This is a genomic window from Muriicola sp. Z0-33, assembly GCF_026126425.1.
In the GTDB taxonomy this organism is placed as follows: Bacteria; Bacteroidota; Bacteroidia; order Flavobacteriales; family Flavobacteriaceae; genus JAFMPW01.
The window spans coordinates 129,027-146,786 of record NZ_JAFMPW010000004.1 but is presented as its reverse complement, the minus strand read 5'-3'; the positions used below and the strand labels follow the sequence as shown (position 1 = coordinate 146,786).

Sequence of the window (17,760 nt, the reverse complement as noted above, 5' to 3'; positions counted from 1 at the left end):
AATCTACCGTAATTCATAATGGGTCACCAGACAGTTTAGGGGTCTTGAATTGGAAAAAATTAGATTGTGGTCTTTGGCTTTCCGAAAATGGAACTCTTGCTTTCAAAACAGAAACAAAAGATGTACAGGGGAACCTGAGTAACAGATTTATCACGGAGCTTTGCTGCGATGGGAAGACACTTAATGCAAGCATAGATACCACAACTTTCAAATATCTAGGCAGTACATTTTACAAAGACAAACATCATATTTACACCCATTTCACAATGGCGGATGGAGGTAACTTTTGGATACTAGAAGCGGCTGATGCAACTTCATTTGAGGTACTAGGTGATTGCTATGCAAAAGACAAAAACAACATCTATGATGGAAGGGCTAGAATATTGGATGGTGTAGATTATGACACTTTTATAACAATTAAAGGAATTGGTTGCTATGCCAAAGACAAAAATGGGTATTATTTTTGGAATGAATTAATTACTGAGGATCAGCTAAATACTCCTGAAATAATGGGCATAATAGAACAGCTGAGAGATTTATAGCATAAATATCTTATTGTCTAATACTATCTTAGTCAATAAGTTGTTTCACAAGATTCATTATTTCCGTCATTACTATTCCCATCATAACAATTAGTTGGAAACCGGCTACCATCACCACAACCAGTTCCAAACCACCATCCATTTGACGCTTCCATTCTTGCGAAAGCAACACCTGTACCTGATTCCTTAGCATTTGAATCTCCTGCAGTGCGAAAAGCCCTTAACCAAACACTTCCTGCGGGTACGGCAACTTCTAGTTTTTCACCGGGAGCGACTATTACATTTTCACTAATTATGCCCGTACTTAAGTTAAGGATGTCATTTTTATGGTGCATGAAGACCAGAGATCTTCCTTTGTCATCACAAGATCCGTCATTAGAGTTATATAATACACCTTCCACCCAACCATTCGGGATCTTAACTACCTTTGATGAATTGGTTACAGTATTGGTCTTTTTATTGTCAGCAATATCCTCTATTACTAATGTCTTGGTTGGTTGTTCTCCACTCAAATGCCATCTGAAAATAACATTCTCCTTAAATCCTTTTCCTCCATCCCGATTTACGCTGTATAAGCCAGAAATATGTTTGCGATTTCTTGACACTTCAATATTATGCAAATTCCCTTTTCGATCTAATGCTTTCTCACCCCATTCACCTTGCCATCTTTTGTCTTTATGATATAATTTAAAATATCCCCTTTTATTCTTAGAAAACCTACTTGGGTAGGACCCGCCATAAGAATTGCGCTCGCCATCATTGGCAAGCAAATTCATTTCCCCCCAACTTCCTCTCCATATTCCCGGGATAGGCAGGTTAATTTCGTCAGTTGCTTCTATGGAAGGTAGATTCTCTTTTTTAAAAGAATTCTCCTCATCTTTGGTAAAATTATCATTATCATACACATAGCGTAATTTATTGATTTGGGTTTTAGATATAGTAATACCTTTATCATTTTTACCTCTTAGGCCATAATCCAATGATAAATCGAGCCTTTTATTAGCGGGCAAATCCAATTCTATCATGTTTAACCTCCTGCCATTTACCAGAGAAGTTGCTATTGTCATATTCTGTTCAACTGTTATCAAATCAAAGTTATATCCAAAATCATGCGGATCTCCATTGCTATCAACTACCTCTAACTGAACTCTACCAAATGGCTCAACAACAACTAAACCAATTTTCTCTTTGGAAATTGGGTCTATCCTATGTGTTTTTTCATTTCCATTTACTCCAAAAATTTTGGTGGTATTTGAAATAAAAACTTTATCTGTTGTTTCATCTTCAATTATATCTACATCATAATAACCTGGAAATAGTTTAATTGCTAAATTGTCATCAGCCTTGCCTTCGTATAAGACTTTTTTGGGTCTATTTAATGGGTTGTCTTTTATTTGAATCTCAGCCGGATATCTTTTGCCAACACCATCATGGATAGCAATATTATATAATCTTGCATTACAATCTACAGATGGAACTTTAGAGTCGGTTAATTTTTGGATATAATCTTCTTGGGTGATTAAATTCTTATAGTAATTTAATCCTAACCCAAATGTGCGTGCTTCATCTATAATATCTTCTCTGGGTTCTCTATACCGTTTGACCATAATTGCCTCACAAAAAGTAGATGAATTTGTAATATGTCTTTGTATTTCTGTTTTTAATAAGATTATTTGATCGTATAATCTGCGTTTCAAAATATATCGCTGGTAATCCTGATTAATTATACTTTGATTTGCAATAAGGGCTTCATCTAAATCGCTAATGGCTTTCTTCATTCTTTGGCGTTCATTACTGGCCCATATATGCAATACCGAAGCGATTGCACCTAATAAATTAATCTTATACTGACTTATATCCACAAATTGCCCTGCTTGTGCTGCCCGTACAATTTCTTTATGAGCTAAAATCTTTTGCTCCAAGGCATCAATAGCTGCTTTCATTGCTGAATAGAAGTTAGACCAATTTTCATCTCCAGTAGCTTCAGTAATAGCATCGGTTCCACCATCTTGTAATATAACTTTAACAGTTATATTCAGCATATTTAGCATTGCATCCATCACATTTATAAGTGAATGCAGCCTGTTGATGAAATTTGGGGGTATAGGCCCTTTAAAAGACTCTGCGAATGTCTTCATAGATGCAACATCCAGGATTATGGAAGAGAATTGAGCAATACCATCTTTAATTATTAATCTGTTTTGTATTCTATTTTTTAAGTCTTCATTTGCTATAGTTTGCTTGAGGTTTTGATTCCAATTTGATTTAGACAGATCAATGGCCTTCATTAAAAGGCTTTCATATTGAACCAGATCCTCCTGAAAATTGTATAAGTAGGCGTGGTGTAATTCCAGGTTGGGGAAATCAACTTGTTCGCAATTGCAATCTATTTTAGCAAATGGAATGGCACTAAGTTGATTTCGTAGTTTTATAATTTCACTGATTTCGAAATAAAACTTTTTATCTAGAGTTAGGGTATCTAATTTAACAGCCAGATTGTCTTTTTTGGGTTGTGCTTTTGCGCTGCAGATTAGAAGGACAGATAATATTAGCAGGAAATATTTTTTCATAACTGAGTATTTGGTCGTTGGTAGGTGAAATAATTCAGGTATGCGTGGGGTGCTCCGCCAGAATCTTTTAAATAAATGTAATGAAAAATCTTTTTACTCAACTCTTTTCGAAGGATTACCAGAAATAACAGTTAGCATTTAAATTTTGGGCGAGATGATGCGGCTGGCCAGCTCTGCAGCTGGCTCCTCAAAAAACGTATACTTTACTTATGTTTGTCGGCCCTGGGGAAACAAAAAGGAATAAGAAGCAAATAGCTTTAGCGAGATTTGTCCAGCTCCGAGGGCCGTGAGTTCACACTAGAACATGTTGATAAAGAAAAACATATTACATGGAGTCCTTTAATAATTCCTATATTTAATGGTATAACCAGCCACTTCCTTTCCATGATCAACTTCTTTAGAAAAATCCGCAGGCAACTCTTAGACGATAACAAACCTGTAAAATATATAAGGTATGCTATTGGGGAGATACTGCTGGTGGTGATTGGGATATTAATTGCTTTACAGATTAACAACTGGAATGAGGCCAGGAAAGCCAGGAAAAGCGAAAACCAAATACTTGTTAGTCTGGCGGAAGATTTTGATGCCAATCTGGAATCTCTGGAGAAATCCCTGGTAGATATTCCCATATTAATTGAAAGATATAATATGGTTTTAGAACATGCCGGGCAGATAGACAAGGGATTAACCGATGCTATGAAGAACGATGTAATAAGTACAGGTTTTATTAAGACCAAAGTTATTGACGGCGCCTTAACTTCTGTGCTGGGAACCCAATTGGAGCTAATTACCAATGATTCCCTTAAAAAGCTGCTTACCTCTTATCCTTCAAAAATAAGAGACTTCAAAGAGTTGGAGGGCGACCTGGTTGAATATGTTATTAATACGCAAAGGCCCTCAATCCGGTCTTATTTAACCTTATCCAATTTTTTATTAAATGAACCAAGATTTGATGAGTTTAAGAAGAATGTTGAGCCATCAGATTATGAAGGCCTTCTTAGGGATCGGGTGTATCTAAATGTGGTGATTGGCATCAGAACTATTAATACTGATTTATTGAGCAGGTGTATAGAATTGCACAAGAATACAAAGCAGATAAAGGCCATCCTTGAAAATGAAATACTGAAATAGCAGCCGCCTTAAACAGTAGCTTTTTGTTTTTATCAAGATCCCATGATAATTGTTCGAAAAACCGTAATTTAAAAAACAAAATTGTTCAGATGAGCAGAAGAAAATTCATTAAAAATGTAAGTGCCGCCTCCCTTGCCACAGCCGTTCCTCTGAGTCAGGTTTCGGCTCAGAATTCAATAAAAGATAAGGATATTGTCAATGTAGGTCTTATTGGAGTAAGAGGAATGGGGTGGGCCAACCTTAGTTCTTTTCTTAAAAACAAGGGAACAGCATGCATTGCACTTTGTGATGTGGACAGCGATTTGTTAGAAAAACGTGCAAAGGAAATAGAATCTAAATCTGGTCAACGGCCCAAAACGTTTAATGACCATCGCAAATTTTTAAAAATTAAAGATTTGGATGCCGTCTTTATAGGTACTCCGGATCATTGGCACTGTATTCAGATGATAGAGGCCTGTGCCGCAGGGAAAGATGTATATGTAGAGAAACCAATAGCCAATAGTATTCACGAGGCAGATTTAATGGTAAAAGCAGTACGCAAGTACAAGAGGGTAGTGCAGGTAGGGCAATGGCAAAGAAGCGACCCCCACTGGCATGCGGCCTTTGAATATTTAGATTCCGGTGCCCTGGGTAAGATACGGCAGGTGAAAGCCTGGGCCAATGTAAATTACGGTCGCGGTTTTGATGTGGTGGCCGATGCCGAAGCTCCCCAGGGAGTGGATTACGACAGATGGCTGGGGCCGGCACCAAAAAGACCTTTTAATAAAAATAGGTTTCATGGTACTTTTAGGTATTTCTGGGATTATGCAGGGGGTCTAATGACCGACTGGGGCGTGCATATGCTGGATATGGTTTTACTTGGCATGAATGCCACTGCGCCTAAATCTGTAGTAGCCATTGGCGGCAAAATTGCTTTTCCAAACAATGCAGCGGAGACACCGGATACCTTAACTACGGTCTATGATTTTGGGGATTTCAGCTTTATTTGGGAACAATTTATGGGCATGGGTACCTCCCCATACTTAGAAGAATCTGGGGAGCCCGGAGTGGCTTTTATTGGTGAGAATGGCATTTTAGCCATCAACAGGGCCAGCTGGAAAGTGTTACCATTGCAACATGATGGTAAATACCTCACCGAAGTGTTACCCCCTCGAAAGAGCAGGGCCAGCGGCCTGGATGCCCACACCAAGAATTTCCTGGAATGTATCAAGAATCGGAAGGATCCCAATTGTACCATTGAAATGGGAAGAAATGCTGCTCTGGTGGCCCATTTAGGGAATATCGCCTACCGAACGGCGAAAAAGCTGAATTGGGATGATGTAAAGGGAATAATATCAAACGACCCTGAAGCCAATGCCTACATAAAACCAGAATACAGAGCACCCTGGCAATTGTGGGAGGGTTAGGTGTTTTATGGAGAATGGGATTTTTCCCGGATATTGCCGGGAGGATTCCCAGAAATAGCATTGCCTCAGGTTGCGTTTCGCTTTTTTGACAAAAAAACGAGCGACTTACATCAGCTAAATTTTACCTTTAAATTTCAATGCTCTAATCTTCTTGTTTTTTAAAAATCATCTTCTGGATCCATATCGAAGATTTCCTGAATTTCCACACTGGCTGTGGAGGCAGGGCCGCGCATGCGTAACTGATTGAAGATATTCAGCTTAAAAAGTCTGATGGCAATCACCCCGGTTTCGCCGATTGATTCAAAGGTACTGTTGTTAGAGGAGGTTGTTTCAATTGAACCGTTGACTTTACCTGCGTCAATTTCCTTTAAAATATTAGCATTGGCATTTATGGCAAACTCTGTTCCGGCTTCCCTTGCGCAGACAATAAGGCAGTTTTTTGCCGTATAAGCCGCAGAGACCACCTTGAATTTGTTTTTCCAGTCAGATTTTGATGCCAGCACATTAGCTACACTTTCTATATTCTGGAGTTGATCTACCCCAACTTCACTGGCTTTGACAACCACAGAATCACTTTTGTTAAAAGCAAATTTAAGCGACGCATTTGCTTCCCCTAAGGCCTCAAAGGAATTGGTAGTATTACCACCGGCGTCTAGTTTAAAGGTTTTTGTCCCCTCTGAAGTGAAATTGATTTTGGTGGGAGATCCAATAGCAATCTTAAGCTCAATACCGGGATATTTGTCCGTGATATTCCCTATAGATCTGAAAACCCCGTCTTCAAAAAATCCGTAATCCCCTATTTTCAATGTATTGGAAACAGGTAACCAGGCCGCATTGGTTCCTAATTCTCTTTTAATTGCCTTTTGAAAACTTTTCGCTAATCCACTCATTGGTAAAGAATATTAAATTGTGATTAGAAATAAAAATCTGATTCAAGTGTAAAAAGATCAATTCTAACCTTTAGGCTTGCTTTTGGAATATAGGAAAAATCCTCTTAATTAAATTCAGTGGCAGCTACTAATTGGGTATTTAGTGAAAAACCCAGCGTACAAGAATTAGCTCCTTCGTCGCTGAGTCTCCGTTAGAACGAAATCAAAAATAAATTAAACATGATGCGAACAAAGTACAGATTGGATGAAGTTGACTCCTGAGTATACAAGAAACTATGCCTTTGGCGATTTCACTTTCTCTTTTAAATAATCATTAACTCTCAATCCAAGTTGAAAATAATACTTTTTATAATCGACTATTGTTTCTAATAATAAACGAGACATTCATCATGTGAAATAATATCAGTAAATTGATGTACGGACTATAAGAGACATATCAAAGGTCGACATGATTTATTATGAAGTACAATGCTTTCATTTCATACTCTCACGAAGCGGATAATAAGTTTGCGCCAGCGCTACAGACTGCATTGCAAAAGTTTGCCAAACCCTGGTACAAAAAGCGAAACCTTGAAATTTTTAGAGATGAATCCAGTCTTTCAGCTTCTCCTCATCTCTGGGACAACATTACCAAGGCGTTAGACCAGTCTGAATACCTTATACTTTTAGCATCACCTCAGTCGGAAAAGTCAGAATGGGTAAATAAAGAAGTTGAATACTGGCTAGAACATAAACCTAAAGATAAAGCTGTCAAAACTATTTTAATAGCATTGACTGAAGGCGAAATGATTTGGGATAACGCAAATAATTGTTATCAAAATCCAGATAATAATTCACTACCTCCAGTACTTGATGATAAGTTTAAATTAGAACCATTTTATATTGACCTCCGCCAATCCAAAACAGAAGAAGACTTATCTTTAAATAATCCCATTTTTAATAAGGAGGTACTAAAGGTAGCGGCTAAACTACACAATAAGACACCTAATGACTTGGCAAGTGAAGAAGTTACAACACATCGCAAAATGATGGTTCTTAGAAATACCATCTTTATTTCACTTTGCTTTCTCCTAATCGCTACGTTTATATTTTATAAACGTGCAGAGAGTAATCGCAAAGAGGCCGAAGCTAATTATCTCAATTCAGAAGTCAACAGGCAAAAGTATGAGGATCCAACGCTGGCCTTGAGATTAGCAGAAAATGCAATGAAAATAAATAATTCAGACGATCCTTATAGAGACGCCCTTAAAATATATCGGGAAAATAATTTTTATAACATTGTCTCAAAAGAAACAAATTTTATTCAGTCGGTAGCCTTTTCGCCAGATGGCCAAAACATCTTAACGGGATCATTGGAAAATGATGCTCATTTATGGGATTTAAACGGAAAATTGATTCAAATTTTTAAAGGGCATACCGGTCCAATATCTTCCGTGGCTTTCTCATCACAAGGAGACAAGATTCTTACAGCTTCCCAGGACAGCACAGCAAGATTGTGGAAATTAAATGGAGAATCCATTCAAGAATTTGTAGGGCATTCTGCCGCTGTACGTTCGGCAGTATTTTCACCAGATGGGACTAAAATACTAACCGGATCTGACGATGCTACAGCAAGATTGTGGGATTTGAATGGAAATGAAATTTGGCCATCTTCGTCTCTAGAAAATTTATTACCGTTTTATATTAGTCATTCTGGGCAAATTATGTCAGTTGCTTTTTCACCAGAGGGGGATAAAATATTAATTGGAACATTGTTCAATGAAGTCTACTTGTGGGAATTAAATGGACAATGGATGCGAAAAATTGGAAGTCATTCCAATGCGATTTGGGATGTATCTTTTTCACCAGATGGAAAAAAAATATTAGTAGGTTCTTCTGAGAAAATAGCCAGCTTATGGGATTTAAATGGCAATTTGATACGTAAATTTGAAGGACACACGGACAATGTCACTTCAGTAACCTTTTCAAGGGAAGGAGACAGTATTCTTACGGGTTCAATAGATAGGACAGCACGTTTGTGGAATTTGAAAGGTGAACTACTACAAGAGTTTAAGGGGCATACAGCTCCAATTTCATCCGTCGCTTTTGCTCCCATTGGAAATTTCATTCTTACCGGGTCTCACGACATGACTTCGCGCTTATGGGAATTGAAAAAAGATTTACTTCAGGAGTTTTCTGGTCACAATGATTTTATCTCTTCTTTAGCCTTTTCACGAGATGGAGCGACTATTCTAACTGGGTCAAGAGACCGCACTGCTCGTTTATGGGATTTAGAAGGCAATTTACTTCAAAAATATGAGGGTCATAATGGTTGGGTGATTTCAGCAGCTTTTTCACAAGATGGCAAAAATATTATAACGGGCTCCTTGGATAATACGGCCAAAATATGGGATTTAAATGGAGATGTTATAAAAGAATTTAAAGTTACCAAAGATTCAATTTCTGCCATGGCTTTTTCACCCGATCGAAAAACCATTCTCACTGGTCATTCGGATCTAACAGCTAGATTATGGGATTGGAACGGTGGACTGATTCGAGAATTTGCAAACCATGAGGGTGTAGTCCGAGGAGTAGCTTTTGCAACTGAGGGAAACAAGATATTAACCGTTTCTGAAACTTCGGTACGTTTATGGGACATTGGTGGAGAATTGAAACAAGGGATTACGCATTATCATAGTATGCCGATTGAATTCGCTATATTTTCCCCAGATGGTAATTCAATTCTAACATGTTCATACGATGGGATTGTGAATTTATGGGATTTGAATACTGATGATGTGCGTGAAATAATTAATTCTAATGATCCAGTTACTTCTTTAGCTTTTTCACCAAATGGAAATTCAATATTAATTGGCTCATTATCCTATACGCGATTACGGGATTTGAATGGAAATATATTACAAGAATTTATGGGTCATAACGAAGCAATATTTGCTGTGGCATTCTCTACTAACGGAACAATTATTAGTGGCTCTGGAGATGGAAACACTGGAAAGGGAACTGCCCGTTTATACCAGGTAGTCAAGCCTATGGAAGATTTTCTAAAAAATAACAAGATTGCGCCCTTGTCCAGCGCTCAGAAACTGAAGTATAAGATAAAAAATAATTAGTGTTGACTAATTAAGTCTTTTAAAATGATGTAAAATTTAATCATTATTTACCAATTAAAAAGGCCAAGAAGTGAAACCAATAAGTGACAATTCTGATAATTCAACGGGCATATAAGAATTTATTTAAAGATTAATCCAGTGTTTATCAAAAAACAAATGTGATTAATTTCGTCTCAAAGGATGCATGTAAGGGAAGAGGTTATACAGTTTTACCTGGAACTATCCAATAATCCCCCCGGTCATCTGATTTTATCGTTAAGTCTTTCCTCTCAGAAGCTTGAACTCCTTCGTGTATTATTTTGAAAATATCGGTTATAATATCTAAACTTTCTGCGAAGTATGAATGTCCGAGAAGTCCTGTATTGACGTCTGAAGCATCAATAGTTTCAATCCCCTTAAGCACTAATAATTTCTCTCCTGAATCACCTGCACGAGGATAGCCATGAACTTTCTTCGAGGCTATGAGTGCTAAGTCATTTGAAGAGGCATATAAGGTTATATGAGATTTGGATTTAAGCATTGCGGGAGCAATTTGATTTTTGAATACATCTGCATCTATGTCCGGAGCTGTCAAAATTACTTTTTTAAATTTCTTACTTACCACTTTCTTATGGTTATTGCTTAAATCAGCAAACGCTCTGGTTAAGGCTCGATTGCCCATGCTGTGGGCAATTAAATGGATAGTCTTGGCAGTTGATTTATGCATAATGTCATTCAGGAAATTTTGTAAATGGGGTTGGGTCCATTCGATATTTGCTTCATCCATTGTATACGAAGCCATTAATCCATTAGAGGGCCAACTGTACATAATTGGTGCGCCATTGAAATTAAGATCAAAGGCAATTTGTGCGGTACGTTTTGCGGCCTCTGCGAATGTCACATTATATCCATGAACAAATACAAAAGCTTCTTCCTTTTTCCTGGATTGAATGGCCACATTCATTTCATGAAAAAATGTATCTTTTGAACTCTCTTGTACTTTTTTCAAGACAATATGTTTTTCAGGATTAGAAGTAAATTCGAATTTCCACCATTTAGGAGCTTCTATTTTCCCTACCTCATGATTTGATGGGATACTAACTTTACAAATGCCATATTGAAGAGGTTCTTGATTACTATCTGCTAAGTTATTTCTCTCCCCACCATATTTCTTAGTAGGTTTTGAATGCCCCGTTTTTTTTCTATCAGTAGCATAGAATACATCAATTGTTGTGAATTTTTTTGCATTTGACTGCTCACCAATATTTTTACTCTTGGAATTAGTTTTTAGACCATTACCTGTCGTTAGAGAATCCACTGATTCCCTCTGTTGGTCTTCAATCCTATTGCCTTGCATTTTAATTATGCTCCTCGATTTATTGGATCCTTCCGGACCATCCGATCCAACTATACCAAAATCCCCTAAATTATAATTGCTGCCAATTTGAATATTTCCTTTGCTTATTATATCCTTAGAAATATTATCTCTTTGTGCTTTAATATTTGTGTCTTCAAATATTAAAACACCTGATTGTGTCATCCTTATTTTAGGATTTGGCTTTTTAGATTCTTTAATCCACCACTCTAGTTCCTGCGTAAATCGTGTAACTGCTTCTGCCCTTTTGATCATAGCCAACCTTAACTCTTCTCTAAGATTAGGAGAATCGGGTTCCTCTTCTAACTTCGTAATGAGTCCAACATATTCTCCTCTTTCCAACCATGTATAAATCCATCTTACAGAATCGGAAACAAAGTTGTTAGGAGCTGAATCTACATCAGGCACCTCCTTGTTCTCTGAAATAGTAATGACAACTAATTCAAGGGCTATGGTGATTAGTTCCATATATTTTATATCTAGTGTTAAGAAAGTACATGAAGATACTATTTTATCCCTGTATTATAGATACCTCTAAAACCTTATCCTTAATTTACAAGATGTAAAAAAATAATAAGATTTATCATTACTCTCTATCAATACAATGCTTTCAGAAGATGAGCAATGGGATACCGTATTTGCCAAAGGCAAGTTCCTTGATATTTATACCAACGGCAATATAAAGTTTGTTCTCTATGCTATAGAGCAGTTCTATTTTGAGGTTAAATGGGATATTGAAAAGGACGAGATAATCGGTACGGTCGCTTTTAAATATGGTCAGGCATTGGCAACCTGATATTATATCCGAATCCTGCGATCAGCAAAGTAACGGTTTCCATGGAGAATCCGGATGTGGCCATCCAGGGTATTATGATTCACGATGTTCAGGGAAGAGTCCTGGTGAACCAAAGCACACCAGAATTGTCTAAGGGAGACACTTATATCATGACTACCACCGAATTACCGGCTGGGGTATATTATATGAGTGTTATCAATGATACGGGTGTTGTAGGCAAAGTACCCTTAGTGGTCAGAAAATAGAAAAAAAGCCCCTTGAACGAGGGGCTTTTTTATTGGCTGATGCCTAAGTTCGTTGAAGTACTTTTTTGGTTCTTCTTTTAGTTCTTTAACAGATGACAAAATGTACGACCAAATAGCATTTCTACCATCAATTAAATCCAAAATCGTAAAACACGGCTTATTTGATTTTGATACCAAGATATTTCCAGATTTATGGAACAATATGTCTGGTAAAGATTTTCGGGCTTATTTAAGGTATTACATTTCTGATCATAGACCTTTGTGGATGCAGTTGGAGTTTTAAAGGGACAAAGAGAAATTGGTCTTGATCTTAGAGGCTACATTTTCGCCAAAATTAGCAAGACAGACTGGGGATTTATCTACGAAGTCGAGCACACTGGACACATACACTACGAAGTGTTCAAAAAACGCCTAAATCGCCGTTTTGGCAACGTCAGTTATCCAACAGATAAAGCCTTTGGTATTTGGGATTGGAGTATTACTTATGTCTTATGATTTAGTTAATGACCTAATTCTGAATTGAAGGATTATAGATATTATCCCTATAATTTATAGCCTCTTCTAATGAGTTAAAAATTCGAATTTCAACATCATCATATAAAGCTTTTGTGCCATCAGGATCGTCTCCGACTTGTGCTTGCTGTGATAAGAATAAGCGTATTCTATCCACATTAGGGAGTATCTCGTATATGCCGCTTCTTTCTTGCCATATTCCTGCTGGGGCATCGTGCCACAAATCCTGACCTTGCATATATGCCTCTATAAATGTGTCTCCTGACATTTGGTATCCATATAGCGAAGGATGTCTAGTTATTGAACCTGACACTTCGTCTTCAACCCATAAATTACCAATTAAAAGAATGTATTTACTCTGATTTCCACTTCCTATTAGAACATCTTGAAATAGATATGAAGCATTGTCCACTATATCTTTGGTGAAAAATACATTTTGACCAGAGTATGATTCTGTGCCAGAATCTCCAAATACTATCCAATTCTGAGTGCCCTGATCTGCACTGCCATTTGTAAGAAGATTTGTAGAAGTATTTATTGGACAGCCATTTATATCAACAGAGGTGCCAATTTGGGTTCCAGGACATAGATCATTCTCATTTAAAACACCATCCCCATCTTGGTCAGGATCAGACGAGTTATTACAATCAAGGGAAACTAATACTCCAGGATCTAGAGCAAAATTTCCATATCCATTATTCTCCGCTAACTCAAGTTGTTCCTGATTTACTTGTACACAGGTTAAATTGTTATTTAATGCTACAGTTCCCGCTGTGGGGTGAGCAGCAGAAATGTCGAGTGAGGTCAACCTATTGTTTCTTACATCCAACCTTAGCAAACTTGTCGCATTTGATAAGTCCATAGCTTCTAGCTCATTACTTTGGCCAACAATGGTGTTCATTGAAGAGGTGGCCACGAAATTCAAAACACGATTAGAGCTGAAATATACTCTTTGAATGCTTGGGTTACTCGAGAAGTCTAAAGAGCTTATGTTATTATGGTCTATACGTACTGCCTCAAGAATTGGATTGTTATATATATCTAGAGTAGTTAAACTATTATTGCTCAAATCAACCCCTCTTAGCGCTACATTATTGCTTAAATCAATAGTTGAAAGATTATTATTAATTATTTCCAGTGCGTCTAGATTAATATTATTACCAAGGTCTATACTTGTCAATTCATTGTCATTAGCTTCTAATGTTCTTAGGGCTACAAAAGCTTCAATTCCCGTCAAATCACGAATAGTTATATTTGGATCATTAAGCTCTTGCTTACTTACATTCAATCTTTCAACGATCTTAACTTTGGAGGTCCTTACTAAATTATTTCCTATGATTCCATCACCCATGGAGTCTGGGGAACCTAAATCAACAGCCGTTGCATAAATTGCATTAATGCTGTGAGTCTCTAGATAATGTTCAAAAGCCTCATCTTCTACCCAAGTTTTTTGGCTTAATGCACATCCATTGGAGTCAACATTTTCTCCACTGGGGGTATCAGGACACCAATCATATTCATTGTCTATGCCATCTTCGTCAAGGTCCAGATTATTCCCGCTATTTCCTCCAGTCCCATCTCCGACGCCATCTGTACCATCTCCGGCGCCATCACCTGTACCATCTCCACTCCCATCACCTGTCCCATCTCCAGTTTCATCACCGGAGCCATCTCCAGATCCATCACCTGTTCCGTCACCGGTCCCATCGTCAGTACCATCTCCGGAATCTGAACATCCTAGCTCGCCAGAATTTAATACTTGTTCAAGAGAGAAAATATCCCAGTCTACATCAAATTGTCGGTTGAGTATTTTCATCTTAAATCCGGCACCCATTTCAATGTACCCATAAGTATTCCATGTTACACAATCCACCATTGCAACCTCTGCACCAGCTCCTAATTCCAGATCTACAAAAGGACCAACCAAATTGTACAACTTGAAGATCAACTCTGGCTTCAAATAAATCTTTGACTCAAGGGTATTTTCTAATTCAGGTTTATCAAAGGAGGCATTTTCTGACTTTTCTTTAGTTGTAGTCCATTCACCATTATAATATCGATGTGTATTGGTGGTAATTAGTTCGTGCACATAACTCGTCTGAATATCAGTTGTCAAACTAGCTTCTACCCCCGCATACAATTTAACAATTGGTTGAATGTAAACAGGGATACCTGCAATAGCAGTTACTATAGGTTGAAATACTATATCATTTCCAACTTGAACTTCACCGCCTATACTATTTGAAGCCTGAAATGAAGCTGTTAATGTTGTTTTGGAATTAATATTATAGGAGAAGTTGATTTCTTTTATTGGTTTGAAAAGGGGTTTATCAATTTTAATATTGGGTGTAATAGAAAACTCATAAGATCCTGTCAGTTCAACGCCGGGAACAACTTCGATTGGAGGACTTATAGTTAATTTAATAGGACCTTTGGACTCCTTTTGAGATAAAATGCCAATGCCGCCCCATTTGCCAGACTCATTAGAAGTTTCATCTAAAACCAATTCTTCTGATATTTCTAGATCAATTTTATCAAAAGCTTCTTCCATGGAAACAAATTCCGTTTCAAGAAATAGCTCCGACTCAGATTCGTTTATTTCCGTTATTTTTCTAAGATATGTATCGGCTGTTATGACATCTCCAATATTTAGGGATTTAGATCCAATAACATCCTTATTAATGATGACTTGGTAAGTGGCAGTATCCAGAATTACTTCTTCTTCACTTGCGGCATCTGACTCTAAATCAAGGGTCTGAAAAATACGGGAAAAATGCGCCGTAATATCCTTATTCGAGTCCATTTTAACAGAAACCTGATTGGAATTGCCTGAAGTATCGCCCGACCAATTTTCAAACTCATATTTATCTGTTATTGAATTAACCCGAACCTGGACTATCTCACCTTTATTGAATACTTTTTTATCTGGGGTAATCTCAGCTACTCCAAAAGGTTCAATAGATATATTTAGATTAAAGGTTTCTGGTTGATCTGTATTTCCTGATTCTCCATCACCTTTGGAGCAGGTAATAAGAAATAGTATGGAGAACAGGACAATAGATATTCCTTTTATGGTTTTCATAAATGGTTGGTTTGACAAATTCTAATTCAATGGGGAACTGAATTACCAAGACAGGAAAGGATGGAATTGGGGTGAATGCTAAGAAAACAAAAAAATGTTAAAAAACCTACTGCTGGTGGTTTAAGAGTATAATTATTCGTTAATAATAAAGAAGGGTAGATATTAATGATCTTTCCCTCTATTTGAGCAAAACAGACTGGGGTTTTATCTACGCAGTCGAGCTCGGTTGACATGGACACTATGAGGTGTTCAAAAAACGCCTAAATTAACTTCGCGGCAAGGCCAGTAATGTAGTCAGGGAAATAGCTGGCGGATATTTTATAAAACTTTGGTCCTCACTCCGTATTAATCGTCTACTTACCCATCCTTATGGTTTGGTTAAGTTAAACGCCAATATATTTTCTTTACCTTTAAATACCCCCATCTATAATCGAATTATCAGTATTCAAATAACCAAATAATGAGGTATTGGGGTTTTAGTAATATTTTTTTTTCCTGTAATGAACTCTTTTCCATTACCAACCTAAAGTTTAAAAATCGACCATTTGTTAAAGGCAAACGCTGGACATTCATATTACTACCCATAATTACTTTAATGTCTTTCTCAGTCATGTTCGGGCAGGACCTTGAATGGTATGAATATGAAATAGATTCCACTGTAACATTTTATATGCCAGGATCAGAAATTTGGGAAACTGATACCATTGAAGATGGTCTTAGAATTAAAACGCTCTTTATAACAGAAAAGAACAACACTTTTAAGGCTGTCAGAACTTCATTTGTGAATCTAGAATATGATATACTCGTTTCATTACCTTATGATTCGATAAGTTTAGACCAATACTATCTTCTATTCATTGAAGGGTTTAAGCAGGAGCTTCAAAGTATCGAAGAAGCTGAGTTGATAAGTGAAGCGCATAGAAATGCCCGTAGATGGCTCCTATTAGGATGTAACCTTGGGCAACGCGGAAGTGATCTTTTGAATTTAAGAGAAACTAATTTTGTTTCGAGAAATGGCTTAGATGTTATTGAACTCACACAACAAAAAACTGGTAAGAAAGTAACAATTCCCATCCTTGATAAAACCCGAGAGATTTTAGAGAAAGGCTTACCTAAACCCATAGCCATTCAAAACTTCAATAAGTATATCAAAGAATTATGTCAAATCGCCGGTATAAATGAAATGGTCAAAGGTCGGAAATATGATGCAATTGAAAAAAGAACGGCATAATCAAAACTAAGACTGATTCACGGAAAACAGAATACGGGGGTCGACTAACAAACCTAGGCTAATAGAATGAGCTACAACAAGTTTTCATATGAAAGTATCGACAATAAAATTTTCTTATGGATTATAATGTCACCCTGAGTCCTCACTCCAGCATTTTGAAAACAAACTAAGTCCGAAAGATTTCCTGAAATAGCAGTTAATATTTTAATTAAGGAATTCTTTTTCCGTAGTGTAGTGAACCTTGGCGTTAAGAATTATTGAAACCCTGGAGACGCCATAAATTTAGATGGTACGGTGTAGCATTTAAATTTTGGGCGAGATGATGCGGCTGACCTACTCTGCAGCTGGCTCCTCAAAAAACGGATACTTTACTTATGTTTATCGGCCCTGGGCAAGCAAAGAAAATGAACAGTAAGAAAACTTACCGGCCGGAATTACTCGGCCCTTGGCCTCGCGAGTGCCCACTGGATCATGTTGATAAAGAAAATCAAATTATAAAGGATCCTTTATTAATTCCTATATTTAATGGTATAACCAGCCATCCTTCCATGATCAACTTCTTTAGAAAAATCCACAAGAAACTAGCCGATGACAACAAGCCTTTGAAATACATGAAGTATGCTATTGGGGAGATTGTATTGGTGGTGATTGTTATTTTCATAGCCTTACAGATCAATAATTGGAATGAGGCCAATTCGCAGAATGAACAACTTCATCAGTACCTTGGGGGACAATGGTTAAGGAATTAAATGATGAAAAGAAAAGTTTAAGGCTAAGTAAAGGAGTAAACTCATTTAGAGTTCACAGTATGAAACGGCTTCTTCAATTGGCGGGTGTAATGCCAATTGATTTCGGAGGCCTTTTGATAATTATATAAGGGATAACTAACA

12 protein-coding genes are annotated in these 17,760 nt (G+C 37.2%); 8 read left to right on the top strand and 4 right to left on the bottom strand.

The window, feature by feature from the left end; all coding sequences use genetic code 11:
• Nucleotides 1-44 precede the first annotated feature (44 nt).
• Nucleotides 45-542: a DKNYY domain-containing protein gene (locus J1G40_RS07975; RefSeq protein ID WP_265242090.1), complete on the top strand. Its 498-nt coding sequence runs from the start codon at nucleotides 45-47 to the stop codon at nucleotides 540-542.
• 32 nt (nucleotides 543-574) lie between these two features.
• On the opposite strand, the gene J1G40_RS07970 is transcribed toward J1G40_RS07975, so the two are convergent.
• Nucleotides 575-3,112, bottom strand: a complete 2,538-nt coding sequence (locus tag J1G40_RS07970; protein WP_265242089.1) for a hypothetical protein — start codon at nucleotides 3,110-3,112, stop codon at nucleotides 575-577.
• Between the two features lie 267 nt (nucleotides 3,113-3,379).
• Between J1G40_RS07970 and J1G40_RS07965 the strand changes: the two genes are divergently transcribed.
• On the top strand, nucleotides 3,380-4,243 hold the full coding sequence (locus J1G40_RS07965; RefSeq protein ID WP_265242088.1) for a DUF6090 family protein: 864 nt from the start codon (nucleotides 3,380-3,382) through the stop codon (nucleotides 4,241-4,243).
• Between the two features lie 89 nt (nucleotides 4,244-4,332).
• Complete coding sequence (locus J1G40_RS07960) at nucleotides 4,333-5,649, top strand: Gfo/Idh/MocA family protein (RefSeq protein WP_265242087.1); 1,317 nt, start codon at nucleotides 4,333-4,335, stop codon at nucleotides 5,647-5,649.
• Nucleotides 5,650-5,807: 158 nt separating this feature from the next.
• Here the strand turns inward: J1G40_RS07960 and J1G40_RS07955 are convergent, their stop codons facing one another.
• Nucleotides 5,808-6,539 (bottom strand): hypothetical protein, encoded by a 732-nt coding sequence (locus J1G40_RS07955; protein WP_265242086.1) that lies wholly within the window; start codon nucleotides 6,537-6,539, stop codon nucleotides 5,808-5,810.
• A 458-nt stretch (nucleotides 6,540-6,997) separates the two neighbouring features.
• Between J1G40_RS07955 and J1G40_RS07950 the strand changes: the two genes are divergently transcribed.
• A complete protein-coding gene (locus J1G40_RS07950; protein ID WP_265242085.1) occupies nucleotides 6,998-9,649 on the top strand; it encodes an eIF2A-related protein in 2,652 nt (883 codons plus the stop codon).
• Between the two features lie 199 nt (nucleotides 9,650-9,848).
• Here the strand turns inward: J1G40_RS07950 and J1G40_RS07945 are convergent, their stop codons facing one another.
• Nucleotides 9,849-11,471 (bottom strand): alpha/beta hydrolase, encoded by a 1,623-nt coding sequence (locus J1G40_RS07945; protein WP_265242084.1) that lies wholly within the window; start codon nucleotides 11,469-11,471, stop codon nucleotides 9,849-9,851.
• Nucleotides 11,472-11,607: 136 nt separating this feature from the next.
• Between J1G40_RS07945 and J1G40_RS07940 the strand changes: the two genes are divergently transcribed.
• Nucleotides 11,608-11,799, top strand: a complete 192-nt coding sequence (locus tag J1G40_RS07940) for a hypothetical protein (RefSeq protein ID WP_265242083.1) — start codon at nucleotides 11,608-11,610, stop codon at nucleotides 11,797-11,799.
• Entirely contained in the window at nucleotides 11,775-12,044 is a 270-nt protein-coding gene (locus J1G40_RS07935; protein WP_321160195.1) for a T9SS type A sorting domain-containing protein, read from the top strand. The genes J1G40_RS07940 and J1G40_RS07935 overlap by 25 nt, the downstream gene beginning before the upstream one ends.
• Before the next feature lie 508 nt (nucleotides 12,045-12,552).
• Here the strand turns inward: J1G40_RS07935 and J1G40_RS07930 are convergent.
• Complete coding sequence (locus J1G40_RS07930) at nucleotides 12,553-15,639, bottom strand: InlB B-repeat-containing protein (protein ID WP_265242082.1); 3,087 nt, start codon at nucleotides 15,637-15,639, stop codon at nucleotides 12,553-12,555.
• Nucleotides 15,640-16,234: 595 nt separating this feature from the next.
• Between J1G40_RS07930 and J1G40_RS07925 the strand changes: the two genes are divergently transcribed.
• Together J1G40_RS07925 and J1G40_RS18350 are read left to right on the top strand one after the other, a co-directional pair.
• Nucleotides 16,235-16,870 carry a hypothetical protein gene (locus tag J1G40_RS07925; protein ID WP_265242081.1) on the top strand — a complete coding sequence of 212 codons (636 nt, stop codon included), beginning with the start codon at nucleotides 16,235-16,237 and terminating at the stop codon, nucleotides 16,868-16,870.
• Nucleotides 16,871-17,274: 404 nt separating this feature from the next.
• Nucleotides 17,275-17,619: a DUF6090 family protein gene (locus J1G40_RS18350; protein WP_414855663.1), complete on the top strand. Its 345-nt coding sequence runs from the start codon at nucleotides 17,275-17,277 to the stop codon at nucleotides 17,617-17,619.
• Nucleotides 17,620-17,760: the final 141 nt, after the last annotated feature.

What these genes read in the sequence shown, in the direction of transcription:
- J1G40_RS07970 (WP_265242089.1), bottom strand. Translation starts at nt 3,112, where the DNA reads ATGAAAAAATATTTCCTGCTAATATTATCTGTCCTTCTAATCTGCAGC.
- J1G40_RS07960 (WP_265242087.1), top strand. Translation starts at nt 4,333, where the DNA reads ATGAGCAGAAGAAAATTCATTAAAAATGTAAGTGCCGCCTCCCTTGCC.
- J1G40_RS07955 (WP_265242086.1), bottom strand. Translation starts at nt 6,539, where the DNA reads ATGAGTGGATTAGCGAAAAGTTTTCAAAAGGCAATTAAAAGAGAATTA.
- J1G40_RS07950 (WP_265242085.1), top strand. Translation starts at nt 6,998, where the DNA reads ATGAAGTACAATGCTTTCATTTCATACTCTCACGAAGCGGATAATAAG.
- J1G40_RS07945 (WP_265242084.1), bottom strand. Translation starts at nt 11,471, where the DNA reads ATGGAACTAATCACCATAGCCCTTGAATTAGTTGTCATTACTATTTCA.
- J1G40_RS07940 (WP_265242083.1), top strand. Translation starts at nt 11,608, where the DNA reads ATGCTTTCAGAAGATGAGCAATGGGATACCGTATTTGCCAAAGGCAAG.
- J1G40_RS07930 (WP_265242082.1), bottom strand. Translation starts at nt 15,639, where the DNA reads ATGAAAACCATAAAAGGAATATCTATTGTCCTGTTCTCCATACTATTT.
- J1G40_RS07925 (WP_265242081.1), top strand. Translation starts at nt 16,235, where the DNA reads ATGTCTTTCTCAGTCATGTTCGGGCAGGACCTTGAATGGTATGAATAT.
- J1G40_RS18350 (WP_414855663.1), top strand. Translation starts at nt 17,275, where the DNA reads ATGAACAGTAAGAAAACTTACCGGCCGGAATTACTCGGCCCTTGGCCT.